The sequence below is a fragment of the Helicobacter sp. T3_23-1056 genome, from assembly GCF_053654535.1.
The window spans coordinates 19,472-35,941 of record NZ_JBSIUU010000013.1 but is presented as its reverse complement, the minus strand read 5'-3'; the positions used below and the strand labels follow the sequence as shown (position 1 = coordinate 35,941).

The window sequence follows — 16,470 nt, the reverse complement described above, 5'->3', positions numbered from 1 at the left end:
TTTTGTATCCTTAAATTTGTTGATTTTTTTCAAAATAGGCTACATTTTGCAAATAGATTTAGCTAGATTTTTTACAAAGTATCCAAACAATCAATATCAACTTCAAGTCTTTTGTCGATAACAAGGGCTTTTTGAGAATGAGTGTTTTTGTCCTGTGAATCTTGGCTATGTTTTTGTGTAGATTTTACCCATTTTTGTGGTTTGCCATTACGGATTGTTGTTTGATTTTGCAGGGCATTTAGCGCGTCTAATATATCGCTGATTTTTTCGCCATTTAGCAGTATGTGAAACCTCCATTTGCCAGCTATGCGCTCGATAGCGTTGCTACCATAGCCGATGATATGAATCTTTTTTTGCATTTTTAGGATTTGCAAAATCTCGTGCATTTGCTCTTTTGCTTTTTCTTGTCGTTTATTGGCACAATGAATCATCACAAGTTTTCTAAACGGCGGATAGTTTTTGCTCCGTCTTTTTTCCTCCCACGCCAAAAACTCCTCATAATCCCCCAAAAATCCTTTTATCCATTGTGTTTGCAAACTTTGGATAAATACCTTGCCACTGCTTTTTCGCCCCGCTCTCCCAGCGATTTGATGAAGCAGTGCGACCCCGCGCTCAAAACTCCTAAAATCCCCTCCATTTAGCACATAGTCAATCCCTAGCACCACCGCTAGCTCGACATTGTGATAATCGTGCCCTTTTGAGAGCATTTGCGTGCCGACAAGTATGTTAATTTCGCCGTTTTTAAACTCTTTTAATGTCTTATTTAGCTTGCCACTTGTAGTGATATGGTCTTTGTCAAAGATTCCTATTTTTATATTATTAAATATTTCGCCATCTTTTTTGGATTCTACAAAGGCATTTTGCAATTCATCTGCGATTTGTTGTGTGCCTACTCGCTTGGTGGTTAGGTTTGGGCTTTGGCATTGTGGGCAGGATTTTGGGATTATTTGTGCATAGCCACAATAATGGCAAACAAGGCAGTTTTTTTTGATATGCAAGCTCATATTTACACTGCAAAATGGGCAGGCAAATCCATATCCGCATTCTTGGCATAATAATGCCTTAAAATTTGCCCTTGTAGGCACAAAAATGATTGCTTGTTTTTTGGATTTTATGGTGGATTTTATATGGGCTAAAAGATTGCTTGTTAGGCTTGTGGGGGCATTTTCAAAGATATATTGTTTTGTTGCATTTTCAAAAAACACCCCTTTTAAGCGGTAGAGATAACCACCTTTTTTTGCTAGATAGTAGCTTGAGAGGCTTGGGGTGGCTGAGCCTAGCACTACTTGTATGCCACATTTTTTGGCTAGATACATCGCGCAATCGCGTGCGTTATAGCGCGGATTTTTAAACGATTTATACGCATCATCGTGTTCTTCGTCAATGATTATAAGCCCTAGATTTTGCAATGGCAAAAATAGCGCAGAGCGCGCACCTGCGATGATTTTTAGCTCACTAGATTCTAGTTTGGCTAAAATCTCTTTTTTAGATTTTTGGCTTACTTTTGAATGCCAGATTCCAACCAAATCCCCAAACGCGCTTTTTAGCCTGCTTTCTATTTGTGGCGTTAGCGAGATTTCAGGCATCAAAAAAAGAGCGGTTTTCCCTTGATTTAGCATTGAAGCGATTAGGTGAAAATAGATTTCGCTTTTGCCACTGCCTGTATCGCCAAAAAGCAGGCTTATAGGCTTATCACTCACAAAATCTAACGCGCTTTTTTGGGCATCGCTAAGGGGATTTAGGTTGAAAAAATATGGATTTTTAGATACTTTGGGCGTAAAGATTTTAGTATGGCAAATGGTAACTTCATTGTTAGATTTTAGGATATGTTTTGCGCTGTCATTGCTAGCATTAGATTCTGCGGAATCTAATGCGCGGCAATCTATTGTTTTTTCAATGATTTTCTTGTCATATTGAGGGTTTAAGCCCGAAATATCTCTATTTTTAAGCTGTGATTGAGATACTTCGGTCGCTTGCGCTCCCTCAGTATGACAAGTATCGCCGTCATTGCGAGCAAATGCGTCCGCATTTGCGTGGCAATCTATTGTTTTGTCAATGATTGTCTTGTCGTATTTAGGCTTTGAAAAAGCCGAAATATCCCCCTGTGTTTTTTGTTTGGATATTTCGCTTTGCGCAGTATGACAAGATGATAGATTGCCACGCTCGCTATCGCTCGCTCGCAATGACGATTCTGTGTTGATTTCTTGGCTAGATTTTGGGCTAGATTCTAATGTGGATTTTACCCTCCACCTAGCCCCCTCCGCCATATTTTGATAGTTTTGTGAGGTGGAATCTATTTTGTCATTGCGAGAATTTGCGACTTTGTCAAAAGTTGCAAATTCGTGGCAATCTATTTTGTTGTTGTCAAAAAGTGGATTTTGCTTGTGCAACTGCGCCCACTCGCGCTTATGCGACAAATCGCTACTTCGTAGCTGTGGGCTTGTGCCACACGGATTTTGCAAATCCGCTTGCGATGACGATTCTACATTAGAATCTACCCTCCCCCTAGCCCCCTCCGCAAGGGAGGGGGGATTATTTTTATCATTTGTAGCCCCCTCCGCCACATTTTGATGATTTGGGTAGGGGGAATTTTTTTCGTCATTGCGAGCAAATGCGTCCGCATTTGCGTGGCAATCTATTTTGTTATTGTTAAAAAGTGGATTGCCACGCTCGCTATCGCTCGCTCGCAATGACGAACTATCTCTATTTGCGCTAAAATACGCATTTGTGATAGAATCTTGCGATAAATAATCCTCGCCATTTTTTTTATCAATCGAAGTTGGTGAGGTGGTGCTTGTGGAGTTTTTTGCAGATTTTGGGAGTGAGCTAGGCTCTCTTGCCTGCGAACTCTCAAAATCTGCAAAATCTATGCAATGACTACCCGCAGACAAATTGCCATTACCCAAAGAACCCAAAGACGAATTGCCCTCATTAACATAATGTGGTTGCATTAGATTATACACCTCCCCAACCCCCACATAATAATAATACGCCACAAACTCTGCCAACTCCACTTGCCTACTATCAAAATACCCCCTTTGCCCCACCACCTCTTTGCATTCAAAGCTAGGTTTTGCCACCACGCCTAGCACCACGCCTAGCACCTTTTTTTCCTTCAAGTCAATCTCTACAAGCGTGCCTTTTGCATAATTATGCGTTGCCTTGTAAGTAAAAGGTGGGGATTTCACACCAAATGGCGAGATAAGATAATAATTCATTATTTTTGCCCAAAAATCTTAGGATTTAAAAAACTTTGTGATAGCGCGCAGGCGCGATTTTGCGCTAGAATCTAGGCTAGAAGTCAAATCTTGCTTGGTAGTATCGAGTTTTTTTTTCTTAGGGCGTGATATGGGGCGCAATGTCGCACTATCAGACAAAAAATCAAAATTAGGCGGGGTTTTTGTATGTGTTTTGGATTGCGAATTGTTTTGCTCATTTGGTTTTTGATTCTCATTTGTTTGTAAAATCTGCGTATCAAAATCCCCCAAATCAAATTGTGCTTGGTTTAATTTTATAGAATCTACTTGCCCTTGCGCTAAGTTTTTGTCGGTTGTTTCATCATTTTGTGGCTTGCTAGATTTTGTTTTGATATTTGTTTCGCTAAATGTTGATTTGCTAGATTCTGTGTCGCTAGATTTTTCTGCGTTAGATTTTGCTTCATTATTTTGCTTTGATTCATCGTTTATTTGCTTGTTATGTTCTTTATCCGTGTTATTATCGCTGTTTGATTGCTTGCCCTCATCTATATCATCGGTATATTCATTTTCTTTTTGTGCCATTATCCTATCTAGCTCATCATCGCTTATGAGGCTATCTATCTCGCGTCTATCGTGCAGGCTAATCCCCCCTAGCCACCCAAACTCTCCAAACCCACCATAAGCCTCGCCACTATGGCTTGCAAAATCCCCAAAATTATCATTTTGAAAATCCTCCAAATTATCTTGCATTTCTACTTCATCTAGCGTTTCTTCTTGGCTATTTGTATCGTTATTTTTGCCACTATCTGCGATATTTTTAGCAAAATCTTGCAATGTGTCTTGGCTAGAAATCCGTGCTAGCGCGTGGTTAAGCTTTTGGTCGATAGAGTCTATCTTAGATTCTAGCTCGCATTTAGATTGCACAGAGTTTAGATACGCTCGTATCAAGTCTAGCAAATCTAAGTTTTTTGATTGTAGCAATTCTTTGATTTCTGTTATAGCATTTGGCTCAAAACCTTTTAGAGAAATGCTAAATTTACGCCCAGAAATGTTGATTTCTAGCTGTTCATCGACACCTTTTTGCAGCTTGCTATCCGCACTAGATTCTAGCTGTTTATCGATAGGCTTATGCCGCCTCTCCCACTCGTTAGTCGGGCTAGATTTTGGCATTACAAAATCCCTTTTTGTGATGATTTGCAATGATTTGTTATGCAAGTTTGGATTTTTATCATTCCATCGCAAAATCCCATATCAATCCTTTTTAGCGCGACATAAGCGCGACTCAAATGTCATATTTGCTGTAATATAATGTTTGATTTTAGATTATGTTAGCGTTATTTTGGTGTAGTTTGATTTTGCGCTTCTTGGCTTTTGGTGCTAGGGATTTTATCATTGATTTTATTATACAGCGATTCTATCGCCTTGTCTCTTTGGGCGATTTCCTCATATAGCCCAGATATTTGCAAATCCTTTTGTTGCGCCATAGATTCTAGGCTTTTGATCTTAGATTTTAGCGCGTTTATCTCGCTTATTTGTTCCTCATAGCTTTGCAAAATAGAATCTATTTTTGCCTCCAGATTCTGTATCAAAGACATTGTTTTTCCTTAAAATAATTTTAAAAGCATTAAGAGTTTGAATATAATTGTATCGCAAAAATTTGCAAATCTCATTAGATTAGGATTATAAAATGTCGCAATCTTTCACCCTTGAATCGCAATACTCCCCCGCAGGGGACCAGCCACAAGCCATTAGCAAAATCACGCGTAGTTTCTCACAAGGGGCGCGATATGCCACGCTACTAGGCGTTACAGGCAGTGGCAAAACATTCACTATGGCAAATATCATCGCTAGCTTAAATATGCCAACGCTTATAATGACGCATAACAAAACCCTTGCAGCCCAGCTTTATAGCGAGTTTAAGGGCTTTTTCCCGCGCAATAAAGTGGAGTATTTCATAAGCCATTTTGACTATTATCAGCCCGAAGCCTACATTCCGCGCCGCGACCTTTTCATAGAAAAGGATTCGAGCATAAATGACGATTTGGAGCGACTGCGCCTAAGCGCGACTACTTCGCTACTTGCGTATGATGATGTCATAGTCGTGGCGAGCGTGAGTGCGAACTACGGGCTAGGCAACCCCGCTGAATACCTCACAATGATAGAAAAAATAGAGGTAGGCGAGTCGCGCAACCAAAAAGAGTTTCTCATCAAACTTGTAGATATGGGCTACACGCGCAATGACACGGCGTTTGAGCGTGGGGAGTTTCGCGTGAGCGGGGAGGTGGTGGATATTTTCCCTGCGTATAATGAGAGCGAGTTTATCCGCATAGAGTTTTTTGGCGATGAGGTGGAGCAAATCGCGGTGTATGAGGCATTGGAGCGACAAAAGCTAAAAGTGCTAGATTCATTCGTGCTTTACGCGGCAAATCAATTTATAGTCGGGGCAAATCGCCTAAGCGAGGCGATTCACAATATCGAAGTGGAGCTAGATTCTAGACTTTTAGAATTTAAAGCGCAAAATAAAGAAGTCGAATATCAGCGGTTAAAGGGGCGCACAGAGTTTGATTTAGAAATGATACGCGAAAGTGGAATCTGCAAGGGCATCGAAAACTACGCGAGGCATCTCACAGGCAAGAAAGCAGGGGAGACGCCATATTGTCTGTTAGATTATTTCGAGCAAAAAAACAAGCCCTACTTAGTCATAGTCGATGAGTCCCACGCGAGCCTGCCACAATTTGGCGGAATGTATGCGGGGGACAGAAGTCGCAAAGAAGTGCTTGTGGAGTATGGATTTCGCCTGCCTAGCGCGCTAGATAATCGCCCGCTAATGTTTGAGGAATTTATCGCCAAAGCCCCACATTTTCTCTTTGTCTCTGCCACGCCCGCACAGCTTGAGATAGGGCTTAGCGGGGATAATATCGCCGAGCAGATTATCCGCCCCACAGGGTTGCTTGACCCGCTTTATGAAGTGCGCGATAGTGGCAATCAAGTGCTTGATTTGCTCGATGAAATCAAAATCCGCGTGGAGAAAAAACAGCGCGTTTTGATTACCACGCTTACCAAAAAGATGGCGGAGGAACTGACAAAATATTACAGCGAGCTAGGCATAAAGACGCGCTATATGCACAGCGACATAGACGCTATCGAGCGCAATCATCTCATACGCGCTCTGCGCTTGGGCGAATTTGATGTGCTTGTGGGGATAAATCTTTTGCGCGAGGGGCTTGATTTGCCCGAAGTTAGCCTCATTGCGATATTAGACGCGGATAAAGAGGGGTTTTTACGCAGTGAGACAAGCCTAATCCAAACGATGGGGCGCGCGGCGCGAAATGTGGAGGGTAAGGTAATTTTATATTCTGCTAAAGATAAAAATGGCGAGATAGTGATTACGGGGTCGATGAAGCGGGCGTTTGAAATCACGGACTATCGCAGAGGCAAGCAAGAGGCTTACAACAAAGCGCATAATATCACGCCAAAGGGCGTCTCACGCAATGTCGAGCAGGAGCTAAAAATCGAATCTAGCGGATTATCCCAACTCTATGAATCAGGGCGCAAAAAAGGCGCGAAAATCCCCAAAAGCGAGCGAGAATCTATCATAAAAGAGCTAAAAAAACAAATGCTACAAGCCGCTAAAAATTTAGAATTTGAAGAAGCCGCACGACTACGCGATGAAATCGCTAGAATCAAGGCGATGTGAGAGATTGCTTAGATATTTGCTTCAAACGCGACAAAGATATAGATTGATGCGAAAAATCTAGCGGATTTGCATTGCTTACAAGTAAGTCTTGCAATGACAGCGCAAATGCAGATTGCCACGAATCTAGTTTTTTGACAAAATGCTAGATTCTTGCAATGGCGATTCGGGGTGTGGATTCTCGCAATGACGATTGGGGTGTGTGGATTGCTTCGGCGATTCGTTGAATCGCCTCACAATGGCGGATTTTTTTGTGCGGATTTTTTTGTTTGGAATGTTTTGATTTGGCGTTGTAAAATCTTGCAAGGGTGAAATTTACCCACCACCTAGCCCCATCGTGCTAATGGAGGGGGACAAATGGCGAATCCCTTCGCTTGCGGGAGGGATTTAGGGTTCTTGCGAAATGGAGGCGGAATCTTTTGATTGCCACGGATATGCTAGCGGATTTTCTCGTAATGACAAAATCACAATAAAATACGAACTTAAGCTATCATTGCTATTATATGTTGGCTTAAAACTTGTAACCAAAGTATTTTCTTAAAAGAAAATTAAGCGATTTATCAAAGCTAAAAATCCCGCTCATCGCCACATACAAGCAAGAAAAAATAATGCAAATCCTAACACTAGCCCAAAGAAAAGATGAAATTTTGCACTCACTTATCTTACACAATCAAAACTTTTCAAAGGCGATTTTAGATAAAATTACGCAAAACATAAATTTTACCCAAAGGAACGCACAATGAAAACCACACAAACCACCATAAACAATATCGTTTGGAAAGCCTGCGACACCTTTCGTGGCTCTATGGACAATAGCGACTACAAGGACTATATCCTTACAATGCTTTTTATCAAGTATTTAAGCGATTTTCACAAAGAAAAAGTCGAGCAGCTCACGCAGATATACAACGGCAACACCGAGCGCATAGAGGCAAAGCTAAAAACACAGCGATTTTTTCTTGATAAAACTTGCACATTTGACTACTTGCTTAGCCAAAAAGAGTCCCCAAATTTAGGTGAGATTATCAACACCGCGTTAGAGAAAATCGAGCAGGATAATAGCGAAAAATTAGAGGGTATTTTTCGTAGCATTGATTTCAACAACAAAAACAAATTAGGCGATACCAAAGAGCGCAACGCCTTGCTAAAAAATTTGCTAGAAGATTTTAGCGATTTTAGCCTTGATTTGCGTCCATCGCATTTGGAGGACAATGACTGCTTAGGCGATGCCTACGAATATCTTATCGCGCATTTTGCCGAGAGTGCGGGTAAAAAAGGCGGAGAATTTTACACGCCAAGCGCAGTTTCATCACTACTAGCACAGCTTGTCGAGCCAAAAGATGGCGTAAGCGTGTATGACCCCGCTTGTGGCTCTGGCTCTTTGCTTATCAAAGTCGCAAAAACACTCACTTCGCAACACAAAAACGCAAATTTTAGGCTTTAAATGGGCAAACCCACGCCCTTTGCAAAATGAATATGTTTCTCCACGAGATAAACGACTCCAAAATCTTATGGGGCGATACGATTCGCAATCCTTTGCACACCACTTCGCCAAGCGAATTGCAACGATTTGACATTGTGGTGGCAAATCCGCCTTTTAGCCTTGATAAATGGGGCGAGGAAGTCGCCCAAAATGACGCTTTTAATCGCTTCAAATTTGGTATCCCGCCAAAAAGCAAGGGCGATTATGCCTTTGTGTTGCAGATGTTGGCATCTCTTAATGACAACGGCACTATGGGAGTCATACTCCCACACGGCGTTTTGTTTCGCGGGGCTAGTGAGGGAGCTATCCGCCAAAATCTTATCGACAAAAACCTGCTCCACGCGGTTATCGGGCTACCTGCAAATCTATTTTTTGGCACGAGTATCCCCGCGTGCATTTTGATTTTTAAAAAGCAAAAAGCTGATTTTAATGTGCTTTTCATAGACGCTTCAAAAGACTATCAAAAAGGCAAAAATCAAAACAAACTTGACACAGAGCATATCACAAAGATTTTACACGCTTACAAAAGTCGCGAATCTATCGCTAAATACGCGCATTTAGCGACATTAGATGAAATCAAAGCAAATGATTACAACCTAAACATACCCCGCTATGTCGATAGCTTTGATGAAGAAGAGACTATCGACTTAAATGCCACAAAGCACGAGATTTCACGCCTTGAAAACGAGCTAGATTCAATCCAAAAAGAAATGAATGGATATTTAAGGGAGTTGGGGATATGAAATATTTGATAAAATATTGTATCTATAATAAAAACTTAAAAGGAAAAACACAAAAATGAATGACTTAACGCCACAAAATATCAAAGCCAAAATCCACACGATTCGCAACGCCCAAGTAATGCTAGATAGGGATTTAGCCGAGCTTTATGGGGTGGAGACAAAGCGCGTAAATGAAGCAGTGAAAAATAATGCCGATAAATTCCCAAGCGATTTTTATTTCGAGTTAAATAAAGATGAGTTTGAGATTTTGCAGTCGAAAATTTCGACCGCAAATTTTGCCAAAACGCGCGTCTTGCCAAAAGTTTTCACAGAACAAGGCATTTATATGCTTGCTACAATCTTAAAAAGTCCCATCGCCACGCAAACAAGCCTTTTTATCATAAGGGCATTTGCGCAAATGCGACAAATCATAGCAAACACGCCCTTTGAGCGATTTGAGCGCATAGAGCAAAGACTAAATAACCACGATAAAAGCATAGCCAAACTTACCAAAGCATTACAAAACGAGCCACCAAAGCAGGGTATTTTTTATGATGGGCAGATTTATGAATCCTATGCTTTTGTGAGCGAACTTATCAAAAAGGCAAAAAAGCGCGTTTTTCTTGTGGATAATTATATCGATGAATCTACGCTCACCCTTTTAAGCAAAAACAAAAACGCCAAAATCACGCTTTTTACCAAAAGCATTTCAAAGTCCCTGCGCCTTGACATTGCTAGATTTAACGCACAATTTGGCAATAGACTCACGCTAAAAGAGTTTGCGCTCTGCCACGATAGATTTTTAATCATTGATGATGAGATTTATCACTTTGGCGCAAGTCTCAAAGATTTGGGCAAAAAGTGGTTTGCATTTAGCAAAATGGACAATGAATCGTTGGGGATTTTGGAAAAACTTAAAAAGGCAAAAGATGAATAAAAATCAAAACAAACAAAAAAGCCCCCTCCCTTGCGGTGTGGAATCCCAAAAAAGCCCCCTCCCGCAGCACGAGTGGGGTTTGGGGGTGGGTAAAGATTTGCAAAGTAGTGCAAAATCCCGTCATTGCGAGATTCGCGTAAGCGAATCGTGGCAATCCATTAGTAAAATAAGAAAGGCAAAAGATGAATAAAAATCAAAACATAAAGCAAGGGTATAGGCAAAGTGAGATTGGGATTTTGCCACAGGATTGGGAAGTGGTGCGCTTGGGGGAAGTTTGTGAATTATTTGCAGGTGGTGATGCGCCAAAAGATAGATTTTCAAAAACTAAAACGCCACAATATCAAATCCCTATTTTCAGTAACGGAATCGGTGCTAATGCACTATATGGATACACGAATCAAGCAAAAGTAAATAAACCTTGCATTACAATTTCAGCTCGTGGCACTATTGGGCATTGCATATTGCATAAAGAGCCGTTTTTGCCCATAGTAAGACTTATTGTTGCCTTGCCAAATTCGCAAATAATCATTGCTTTTTTAAAGAATTATATTGATTCTATTGATATAGAAGCTACAAATGCAGGTATCCCACAATTAACAATACCTATGATTTCAAATCTCCAAATCCCCTTGCCGCCACTAAAAGAGCAGGAAAAAATCGCGCGGATTTTGGGCGCGTGGGATAATGCCATAGCCACGCTTGATTTGCTTATAAAGGCAAAGCAACGCTACAAAAAAGCCCTTATGCAACGCCTACTCACCCCACCTTGTGAATCCAAAACCGACAAAAGTCCCCTCCCTTGCGGAGGGGATTTAGGGGTGGGTAAAATAGCGCAAGATAAGACAAAAGCTGTGCTAGATTCTCTTGATATGACCCACCCCCTAGCCCCCTCCGCAAGGGAGGGGGGACAAAAGGCGAACCCTACCGCAATGGAGGGGGGACAAGAGAGGTGCGACTCCGCAAGGGAGGGGGGACAAAAGGCAAGTCCCTCCCCTTGCGGGAGGGATTTAGGGTGGGGTTCTGCCGCAAGGGAGGGGGAATCTTTGGATTGCCACGAATCTGCGACTTTTGACAAAAACGCAGATTTTCGCAATGGCGAATCCCTGCGCTTTGGCGGATTTAGCGATAAATGGCAGGAATTTAGGCTAGGGGATATATTTGAAGTTACAAGGGGTTATGTTTTGCCAACAAAAGAGATTAAAAAAATACAAGATAAAGAATATTGTTATCCTGTATATTCATCGCAAACGGCAAATGGTGGTTTATTGGGATACTATAAAGAATTTCTTTTTGAAAATTGCATTACTTGGACAACTGATGGAGCAAATGCTGGTGAAGTTAATTTTAGGGCTGGAAAATTTTACTGCACAAATGTTTGTGGAGTTCTAATCAATAAAAATGGATACGCAAATAAATGTGTTGCTGAAATTATAAATGCTATATCCAAAAAATATGTTTCTTATGTGGGCAATGCAAAACTTATGAATAATGTAATGAGTGGCATTAAAATAAAACTCCCCACGCTTGCCGAGCAAAAGAAAATCGCGCAAGTATTAAGCGTGTGCGACAAAGAAATAGCGATTTTGGATTCAAAACTACAATGCCTAAAAACGCAAAAAAGAGGACTTATGCAACAGCTTTTAAGCGGCAATGTGAGGGTAAAATGCTAGATTATCACGAATCTGCTTACGCGAATCTCTATAATGACACCAAAAAGCGAATGGTAAGAATAAAATGATAGAATTTTGCAAGTCAAAATATTGTGCGGATTTGATAAATCTGCGTATAAATGAAATAGAAAGGTAAAAATGCCACACGATAAAGAAACCCAAAGCGTAGAGTTTAAGCGTATTTGGAGAGATGAATATATCAAATGGATAAGTGCTTTTGCAAATAGTGATGGAGGCACACTCTATGTGGGGCGCGGTGATAGTGGCGAAGTGGTGGGCGTGAAAAATGCCAAAGATTTGCTAGTAACTATCCCAAACAAAATCCAAAATCTGCTAGGCGTAGTGCCAAGCGTGAATCTACATACAGAAAATAGCAAAGAATATCTAGCCATAAGTGTGGAGCATTATCCTTATCCTGTGAGCTATAAGGGAGCGTATTTTGTCCGCAGTGGTAGCAGTGTGCAAGAGCTAAAAGGCAATGCGTTAAGTCAATTTTTGCTTTCAAGGCAGGGCAAAAAGTGGGATAGTGTGCCTGTGGTGCATTTGAAATTTAAGGATTTGGATAGCTTTGCATTTAAGGCGTTTAGAGAAAAGGTGGCAAATAGAAAAAGGATAGATTATGAGCTACTAAATGAGAGCGATGAGATGCTTTTAGAAAAGCTACATTTAAAAGATGGAGAGTATTTCAAACAAGCCACCACGCTACTTTTTGCCAAAGAGCCACAAAAATATATCACAGGAAGCCACATAAAAATAGGCTTTTTTGAGTCAAATAGTGAGCTAGCTTACCAAGACATTATTGGTGGAAATTTATTCGCGCAAGTGGATAAGGCAATGGAGTTAATTTTTAGCAAATATCTAAAAGCGATGATTTCATATAAAGGAATGCAACGAATCGAACGCTATCCCGTCTCTGAACTCGCATTTAGAGAGGCTCTCACAAATGCAGTGGTGCATAAAGACTACTCATCGCAGTTTGACATACAAATAAGCGTGTATAATGATAGACTTATGATATGGAATGCAGGGGATTTGCCACCGCATTGGGATATACAAACGCTTTTGGACAAACACGCTTCACAGCCATATAACCCGACAATAGCATATCCGTTTTTCTTAGCTGGATATATCGAATCGTGGGGAAGAGGCATAGAAAAAATCATCGATGAATCTAAAAAATTTAATGGCATTATCCCTACTTTTAAAGCGCAAAATGGGCTTTGGGTGGAATTTGTCTTTAATGAAAAAATGGAAATGGGGTTGGGTGATGGGTTGGTTGATAAGTTGGTTGATGGGTTGGTTGATGCGCAAAAAAATATGCTAAAACTTATGCAAGAAAACCCGCAAATACCTGTAAAAATCCTTGCGACAACGCTTGGTATAAGCACCACAGCAGTGGATAAACATATCAAAGCCCTTAAAAAACAAGGCTTGATAAGACGCGTGGGCAATACAAAAAGCGGACATTGGGAGGTGCTACTATGAGAGACATCACAAGCGAACAATTTTTGCAAAAGCAGTGTATTGAGCTTTTTAAGGCTATGGGCTATGACTATATCGCACCTGAAAATGCGCTAAAAATGCGTGGCAATGATACAAATAACATAATTTTGCGCGACATACTGCAACCCCAACTAAACGCGCTAAATAGCTTTGAAGTGCGCGGAGTGAAGCAAAAATTTAGCACTGCAAATATACAAAAAGCCATAAATGAGATAGAGCCGACACACCAAATCGCCCAAAATGGCGGACTTTTGGGTGTGAATCAACATTTAAGCGACAAACTCATACTTGGCAGTAGCTTTGAGGAAAACATAAATGGCGTAAAAAAGAGCTTTTCACTGCGCTACATAGACTTTGAAAATGCTGAAAATAATGTATTTAGCATAAGCGAAGAGTTTGAAGTAAAGCGGTGCAAGGCAGATAAAGACAAAAAGCACAGACGGGCTGATATAGTGCTATTTGTCAATGGAATCCCGCTTGTAGTAATCGAGCTAAAAAAGTCATCGCGCAATTACGAGCTAGGCATAAAACAGCTTGAAATGTATCAACAGACAAGCGAAATCCCGCGACTCTTTGCCACCGCGCAACTTTGCATAGCGGGAAGCTATGATGCAAAATATGGCACAATAAAAACACCACAGCAATTTTATAGTCTATGGAGGGAGGATACAAAGCAAGATTCGCAAATTTTAGAGAAGATTCACGCGCTTATCCCAAGCAGAATCCCTACAAATTTGGACAAAAGCCTAGTGGCATTGTGTGATAAAAATAGGCTTTTAAGGCTTATAAAGCATTATGTGCTGTTTGATAAAGGCATAAAGAAAATCTGTCGTTATCAGCAGTTTTTTGCCATAGAGCGCATTTTGGCGCGTGTAGAAAATCTAAATGATGGCAAACGCAAAGGCGGACTTGTCTGGCACACACAGGGCAGTGGCAAAAGCCTAACGATGATAATGCTTACAAAACTACTTCAAGCCAAATTTTCGCAAAGCAAAATCATCGTTGTAAGCGATAGAATCGATTTGGACGAGCAAATCAAAGGCACTTTTGAAAACACACAAATCAAAGTCGCCCAAGCCACTAGCTCAAATGATTTGCTAGACAAACTAAAACGCGGTGTAAGCATAATCACTACGCTAGTGCATAAATTTGAAAAACTCAAATACGCAAAATTTAGCCAACGCGATAAATTTAACACAAGCGCGGATATTTTCGTGCTTGTCGATGAATCTCACCGCACACAAAGCGGGGAGCTGCACCGCGCTATGAAAAAGGCTCTGCCTTACGCTTGCTACATAGGCTTTACAGGCACACCTTTGATGAAAAATGAAAAAAATAGCTTTGCAAAATTTGGTGGCGAAATCCACCGCTACACGATACAAGAAGCAATCAATGACAAAGCAATACTCCCGCTAATGTATGAAAGTAGGCTTGTGGAGCAAGATATACGCGATAAAGACGCGCTAGATTTGCGCTTTAATACCATAACGCGAAATCTAAGCGATGAAAAAAAGGCGGATTTATCGCGCAAATGGGTGCAGTTTCAAAAAATCGCTTCAAATGAAAATAGGCTTTTTTTAATCGCGATAGATATTGAAAGGCATTTTAAGGAAAATCTAAAAGGGCTAGGATTTAAGGGGATTTTGGCGACAAATTCTAAATACGAAGCGATGAGCTATTATAAGATTTTCAAAGAAAATACCGAGCTAAAAACCGCGCCTATAATTTCAAGCAACGAGCAAGAGGGCTTTGAAAATGAGCGAAAAGATTTTGTCATAAAGGAATGGAATGCAGTAGTAGCGCAATATGCACACGATGAGACGCGATATATCAACTACGCCAAAGATGAGTTTATAAACGGCGATGAGATAGACTTGCTAATCGTGGTAGATAAGCTACTCACGGGCTTTGACGCCCCACGCGCAAAAGTGCTATATATCGATAAAAGCCTAAAAGAACACAACCTTTTGCAAGCCATAGCGCGAGTAAATCGACTTTACAAAGGCAAAGATAATGGCATAATAATCGATTATCGTGGCTTACTAGGGCATTTGGATAAGGCTTTGAGTGATTATGCGCCATTAAGTGGCTTTGATGAAGCGGATTTGACAAACGCGGTAATTGACATAAAAGAAGCGATACAAAAAGCAAAAGACGCGCATAAATCTTTACAAGGGCTTTTTGCAAAGGCAAAGAGTGGCGACAAAGAGAGCTATATTGAGATTTTGCGCGATGATGAAGTGCGAAATAAATTTAAAGAGATTTTGTGTGAATTTTCGCGCAACTTTGCTATGGCATTAAGCAGTGAGTGCGTGAGCGAGGTGCTAAGCGAAAAAGAAATAGCGCGATTTAAGGCGGATTTAAGGTTTTTTAATGAGTTGCGAAAAGAGGTGCAAATACGACTTTGTGAGGCGTGTGATTTTGGAGAATTTGAAGCGCAAATGCAAAATCTGCTTGATAAATTTGTGAGTGCAAATGCGATAAATTCGCTTGGAAGTATCCCAAATATCTTTGATGATGATTTTGAAAAGCAAGTGGCGCGTTTGCTTGGGACAGATGAAAATTTACGCGCAAAGGCAGATAGTTTGCTAAATGCCATTTCAAATGCGATAACCCAAAAATTAGAATCTAATCCCGCGTTTTATAAAAGTTTGTCTGCACAAATTGAAAGCATACTAAATGACTATAAAGAGCATAGAATAAACGATGAACAAAAGCTAAACCTAGCAAGGCAAATGCACGAAAAACTACTCACAAAATCTGTAAGCAATAAAGAATCTTATCCGCAAGAAATCGCGCAAAAAGATAGCTTAATCGCTTTTTATGATAATTTGAGTGAGATTTTGGGCGAAGTTTTTGATGGCATAAAAGATTTGCAAAGTGGCGATTTTGAGCAAATCATCACAGATTTAAGTTTGCAAACTGATGAATTTTACGCTGGAGTTTGCAACAAACCGCAATGGTTTGATAGCAGTGAAGTCAAAAATGAATTTGAAAGCGCGTTGCAAGATAGTATGTGGGATTTGGAGGATAGATTTGGCGTGAAAATCAGCGAAAATGATTTTGCCAAAATCTGCAAGGTATTGCAAAATATCGCGGTGGATAAGTATGTTTAATGTTTATGGATAGCTAAAAGCATTTGCAAATTTTATGTAGTTCGTAAGATTTATCATTTATTTTAGCCATTTTTTACCCAAATTTTCTTATAATGCGCTCCGTGATAAGAATGATTTATCACACAAATCACAACAAATAAAGGAGAAA

At 40.5% G+C, this 16,470-nt stretch carries 14 protein-coding genes and 1 pseudogene; 11 read left to right on the top strand and 4 right to left on the bottom strand.

Annotated features, from left to right (window positions below):
* Positions 1-71: 71 nt before the first annotated feature.
* The 3 genes from priA to ACWIUO_RS08055 all read right to left on the bottom strand — a co-directional run bounded on the left by priA (position 72) and on the right by ACWIUO_RS08055 (position 4,792).
* A complete protein-coding gene (gene priA, locus ACWIUO_RS08065; RefSeq protein ID WP_454177389.1) occupies positions 72-3,218 on the bottom strand; it encodes a replication restart helicase PriA in 3,147 nt (1,048 codons plus the stop codon).
* Positions 3,219-3,236: 18 nt separating this feature from the next.
* The gene (locus ACWIUO_RS08060; protein ID WP_454177388.1) at positions 3,237-4,439 is read right to left on the bottom strand and encodes a hypothetical protein; all 1,203 of its coding nucleotides are present in this window, start codon (positions 4,437-4,439) and stop codon (positions 3,237-3,239) included.
* A 92-nt stretch (positions 4,440-4,531) separates the two neighbouring features.
* Positions 4,532-4,792: a DUF904 domain-containing protein gene (locus tag ACWIUO_RS08055; RefSeq protein ID WP_454177387.1), complete on the bottom strand. Its 261-nt coding sequence runs from the start codon at positions 4,790-4,792 to the stop codon at positions 4,532-4,534.
* 92 nt (positions 4,793-4,884) lie between these two features.
* Between ACWIUO_RS08055 and uvrB the strand changes: the two genes are divergently transcribed.
* Positions 4,885-6,894: an excinuclease ABC subunit UvrB gene (uvrB, locus tag ACWIUO_RS08050; protein ID WP_454177386.1), complete on the top strand. Its 2,010-nt coding sequence runs from the start codon at positions 4,885-4,887 to the stop codon at positions 6,892-6,894.
* A 123-nt stretch (positions 6,895-7,017) separates the two neighbouring features.
* On the opposite strand, the gene ACWIUO_RS08045 is transcribed toward uvrB, so the two are convergent.
* Positions 7,018-7,197 (bottom strand): hypothetical protein, encoded by a 180-nt coding sequence (locus ACWIUO_RS08045; RefSeq protein ID WP_454177385.1) that lies wholly within the window; start codon positions 7,195-7,197, stop codon positions 7,018-7,020.
* Between the two features lie 97 nt (positions 7,198-7,294).
* Here ACWIUO_RS08045 and ACWIUO_RS08040 point away from each other — a divergent pair, with 97 nt between their 5' ends.
* From ACWIUO_RS08040 to ACWIUO_RS07995, 10 genes and pseudogenes are all read left to right on the top strand, one after another.
* Entirely contained in the window at positions 7,295-7,432 is a 138-nt protein-coding gene (locus ACWIUO_RS08040; protein ID WP_454177384.1) for a hypothetical protein, read from the top strand.
* 67 nt (positions 7,433-7,499) lie between these two features.
* Entirely contained in the window at positions 7,500-7,634 is a 135-nt protein-coding gene (locus ACWIUO_RS08035) for a hypothetical protein (protein ID WP_454177383.1), read from the top strand.
* Positions 7,631-8,335: a type I restriction-modification system subunit M N-terminal domain-containing protein gene (locus tag ACWIUO_RS08030; RefSeq protein ID WP_454177382.1), complete on the top strand. Its 705-nt coding sequence runs from the start codon at positions 7,631-7,633 to the stop codon at positions 8,333-8,335. Before ACWIUO_RS08035 ends, ACWIUO_RS08030 begins: the two co-directional genes overlap by 4 nt.
* A 26-nt stretch (positions 8,336-8,361) precedes the next feature.
* Positions 8,362-9,117 carry an N-6 DNA methylase gene (locus ACWIUO_RS08025; protein ID WP_454177381.1) on the top strand — a complete coding sequence of 252 codons (756 nt, stop codon included), beginning with the start codon at positions 8,362-8,364 and terminating at the stop codon, positions 9,115-9,117.
* 55 nt (positions 9,118-9,172) lie between these two features.
* Positions 9,173-10,033 (top strand): ORF6N domain-containing protein, encoded by an 861-nt coding sequence (locus ACWIUO_RS08020; protein WP_454177380.1) that lies wholly within the window; start codon positions 9,173-9,175, stop codon positions 10,031-10,033.
* Positions 10,026-10,223 carry a hypothetical protein gene (locus tag ACWIUO_RS08015; protein WP_454177379.1) on the top strand — a complete coding sequence of 66 codons (198 nt, stop codon included), beginning with the start codon at positions 10,026-10,028 and terminating at the stop codon, positions 10,221-10,223. The genes ACWIUO_RS08020 and ACWIUO_RS08015 overlap by 8 nt, the downstream gene beginning before the upstream one ends.
* Positions 10,216-10,705: pseudogene (locus ACWIUO_RS08010) on the top strand (restriction endonuclease subunit S); the annotation flags it as partial. The gene ACWIUO_RS08015 and the pseudogene ACWIUO_RS08010, both read left to right, overlap by 8 nt.
* 71 nt (positions 10,706-10,776) lie before the next feature.
* Complete coding sequence (locus ACWIUO_RS08005; RefSeq protein ID WP_454177430.1) at positions 10,777-11,703, top strand: restriction endonuclease subunit S; 927 nt, start codon at positions 10,777-10,779, stop codon at positions 11,701-11,703.
* Between the two features lie 138 nt (positions 11,704-11,841).
* Positions 11,842-13,188 carry an ATP-binding protein gene (locus tag ACWIUO_RS08000; protein WP_454177378.1) on the top strand — a complete coding sequence of 449 codons (1,347 nt, stop codon included), beginning with the start codon at positions 11,842-11,844 and terminating at the stop codon, positions 13,186-13,188.
* Positions 13,185-16,322, top strand: coding sequence for a type I restriction endonuclease subunit R (locus ACWIUO_RS07995; protein WP_454177377.1), 3,138 nt, complete (start codon positions 13,185-13,187; stop codon positions 16,320-16,322). Before ACWIUO_RS08000 ends, ACWIUO_RS07995 begins: the two co-directional genes overlap by 4 nt.
* Positions 16,323-16,470: the final 148 nt, after the last annotated feature.

Excerpts from the sequence above, each read along its gene's own strand:
- ACWIUO_RS07995 (WP_454177377.1), top strand. The coding sequence starts at position 13,185 with ATGAGAGACATCACAAGCGAACAATTTTTGCAAAAGCAGTGTATTGAG.
- ACWIUO_RS08030 (WP_454177382.1), top strand. The coding sequence starts at position 7,631 with ATGAAAACCACACAAACCACCATAAACAATATCGTTTGGAAAGCCTGC.
- ACWIUO_RS08020 (WP_454177380.1), top strand. The coding sequence starts at position 9,173 with ATGAATGACTTAACGCCACAAAATATCAAAGCCAAAATCCACACGATT.
- ACWIUO_RS08035 (WP_454177383.1), top strand. The coding sequence starts at position 7,500 with ATGCAAATCCTAACACTAGCCCAAAGAAAAGATGAAATTTTGCACTCA.
- ACWIUO_RS08025 (WP_454177381.1), top strand. The coding sequence starts at position 8,362 with ATGAATATGTTTCTCCACGAGATAAACGACTCCAAAATCTTATGGGGC.
- ACWIUO_RS08000 (WP_454177378.1), top strand. The coding sequence starts at position 11,842 with ATGCCACACGATAAAGAAACCCAAAGCGTAGAGTTTAAGCGTATTTGG.
- ACWIUO_RS08040 (WP_454177384.1), top strand. The coding sequence starts at position 7,295 with ATGGAGGCGGAATCTTTTGATTGCCACGGATATGCTAGCGGATTTTCT.
- ACWIUO_RS08005 (WP_454177430.1), top strand. The coding sequence starts at position 10,777 with ATGCAACGCCTACTCACCCCACCTTGTGAATCCAAAACCGACAAAAGT.
- ACWIUO_RS08015 (WP_454177379.1), top strand. The coding sequence starts at position 10,026 with ATGAATAAAAATCAAAACAAACAAAAAAGCCCCCTCCCTTGCGGTGTG.
- ACWIUO_RS08055 (WP_454177387.1), bottom strand. The coding sequence starts at position 4,792 with ATGTCTTTGATACAGAATCTGGAGGCAAAAATAGATTCTATTTTGCAA.
- priA (WP_454177389.1), bottom strand. The coding sequence starts at position 3,218 with ATGAATTATTATCTTATCTCGCCATTTGGTGTGAAATCCCCACCTTTT.
- uvrB (WP_454177386.1), top strand. The coding sequence starts at position 4,885 with ATGTCGCAATCTTTCACCCTTGAATCGCAATACTCCCCCGCAGGGGAC.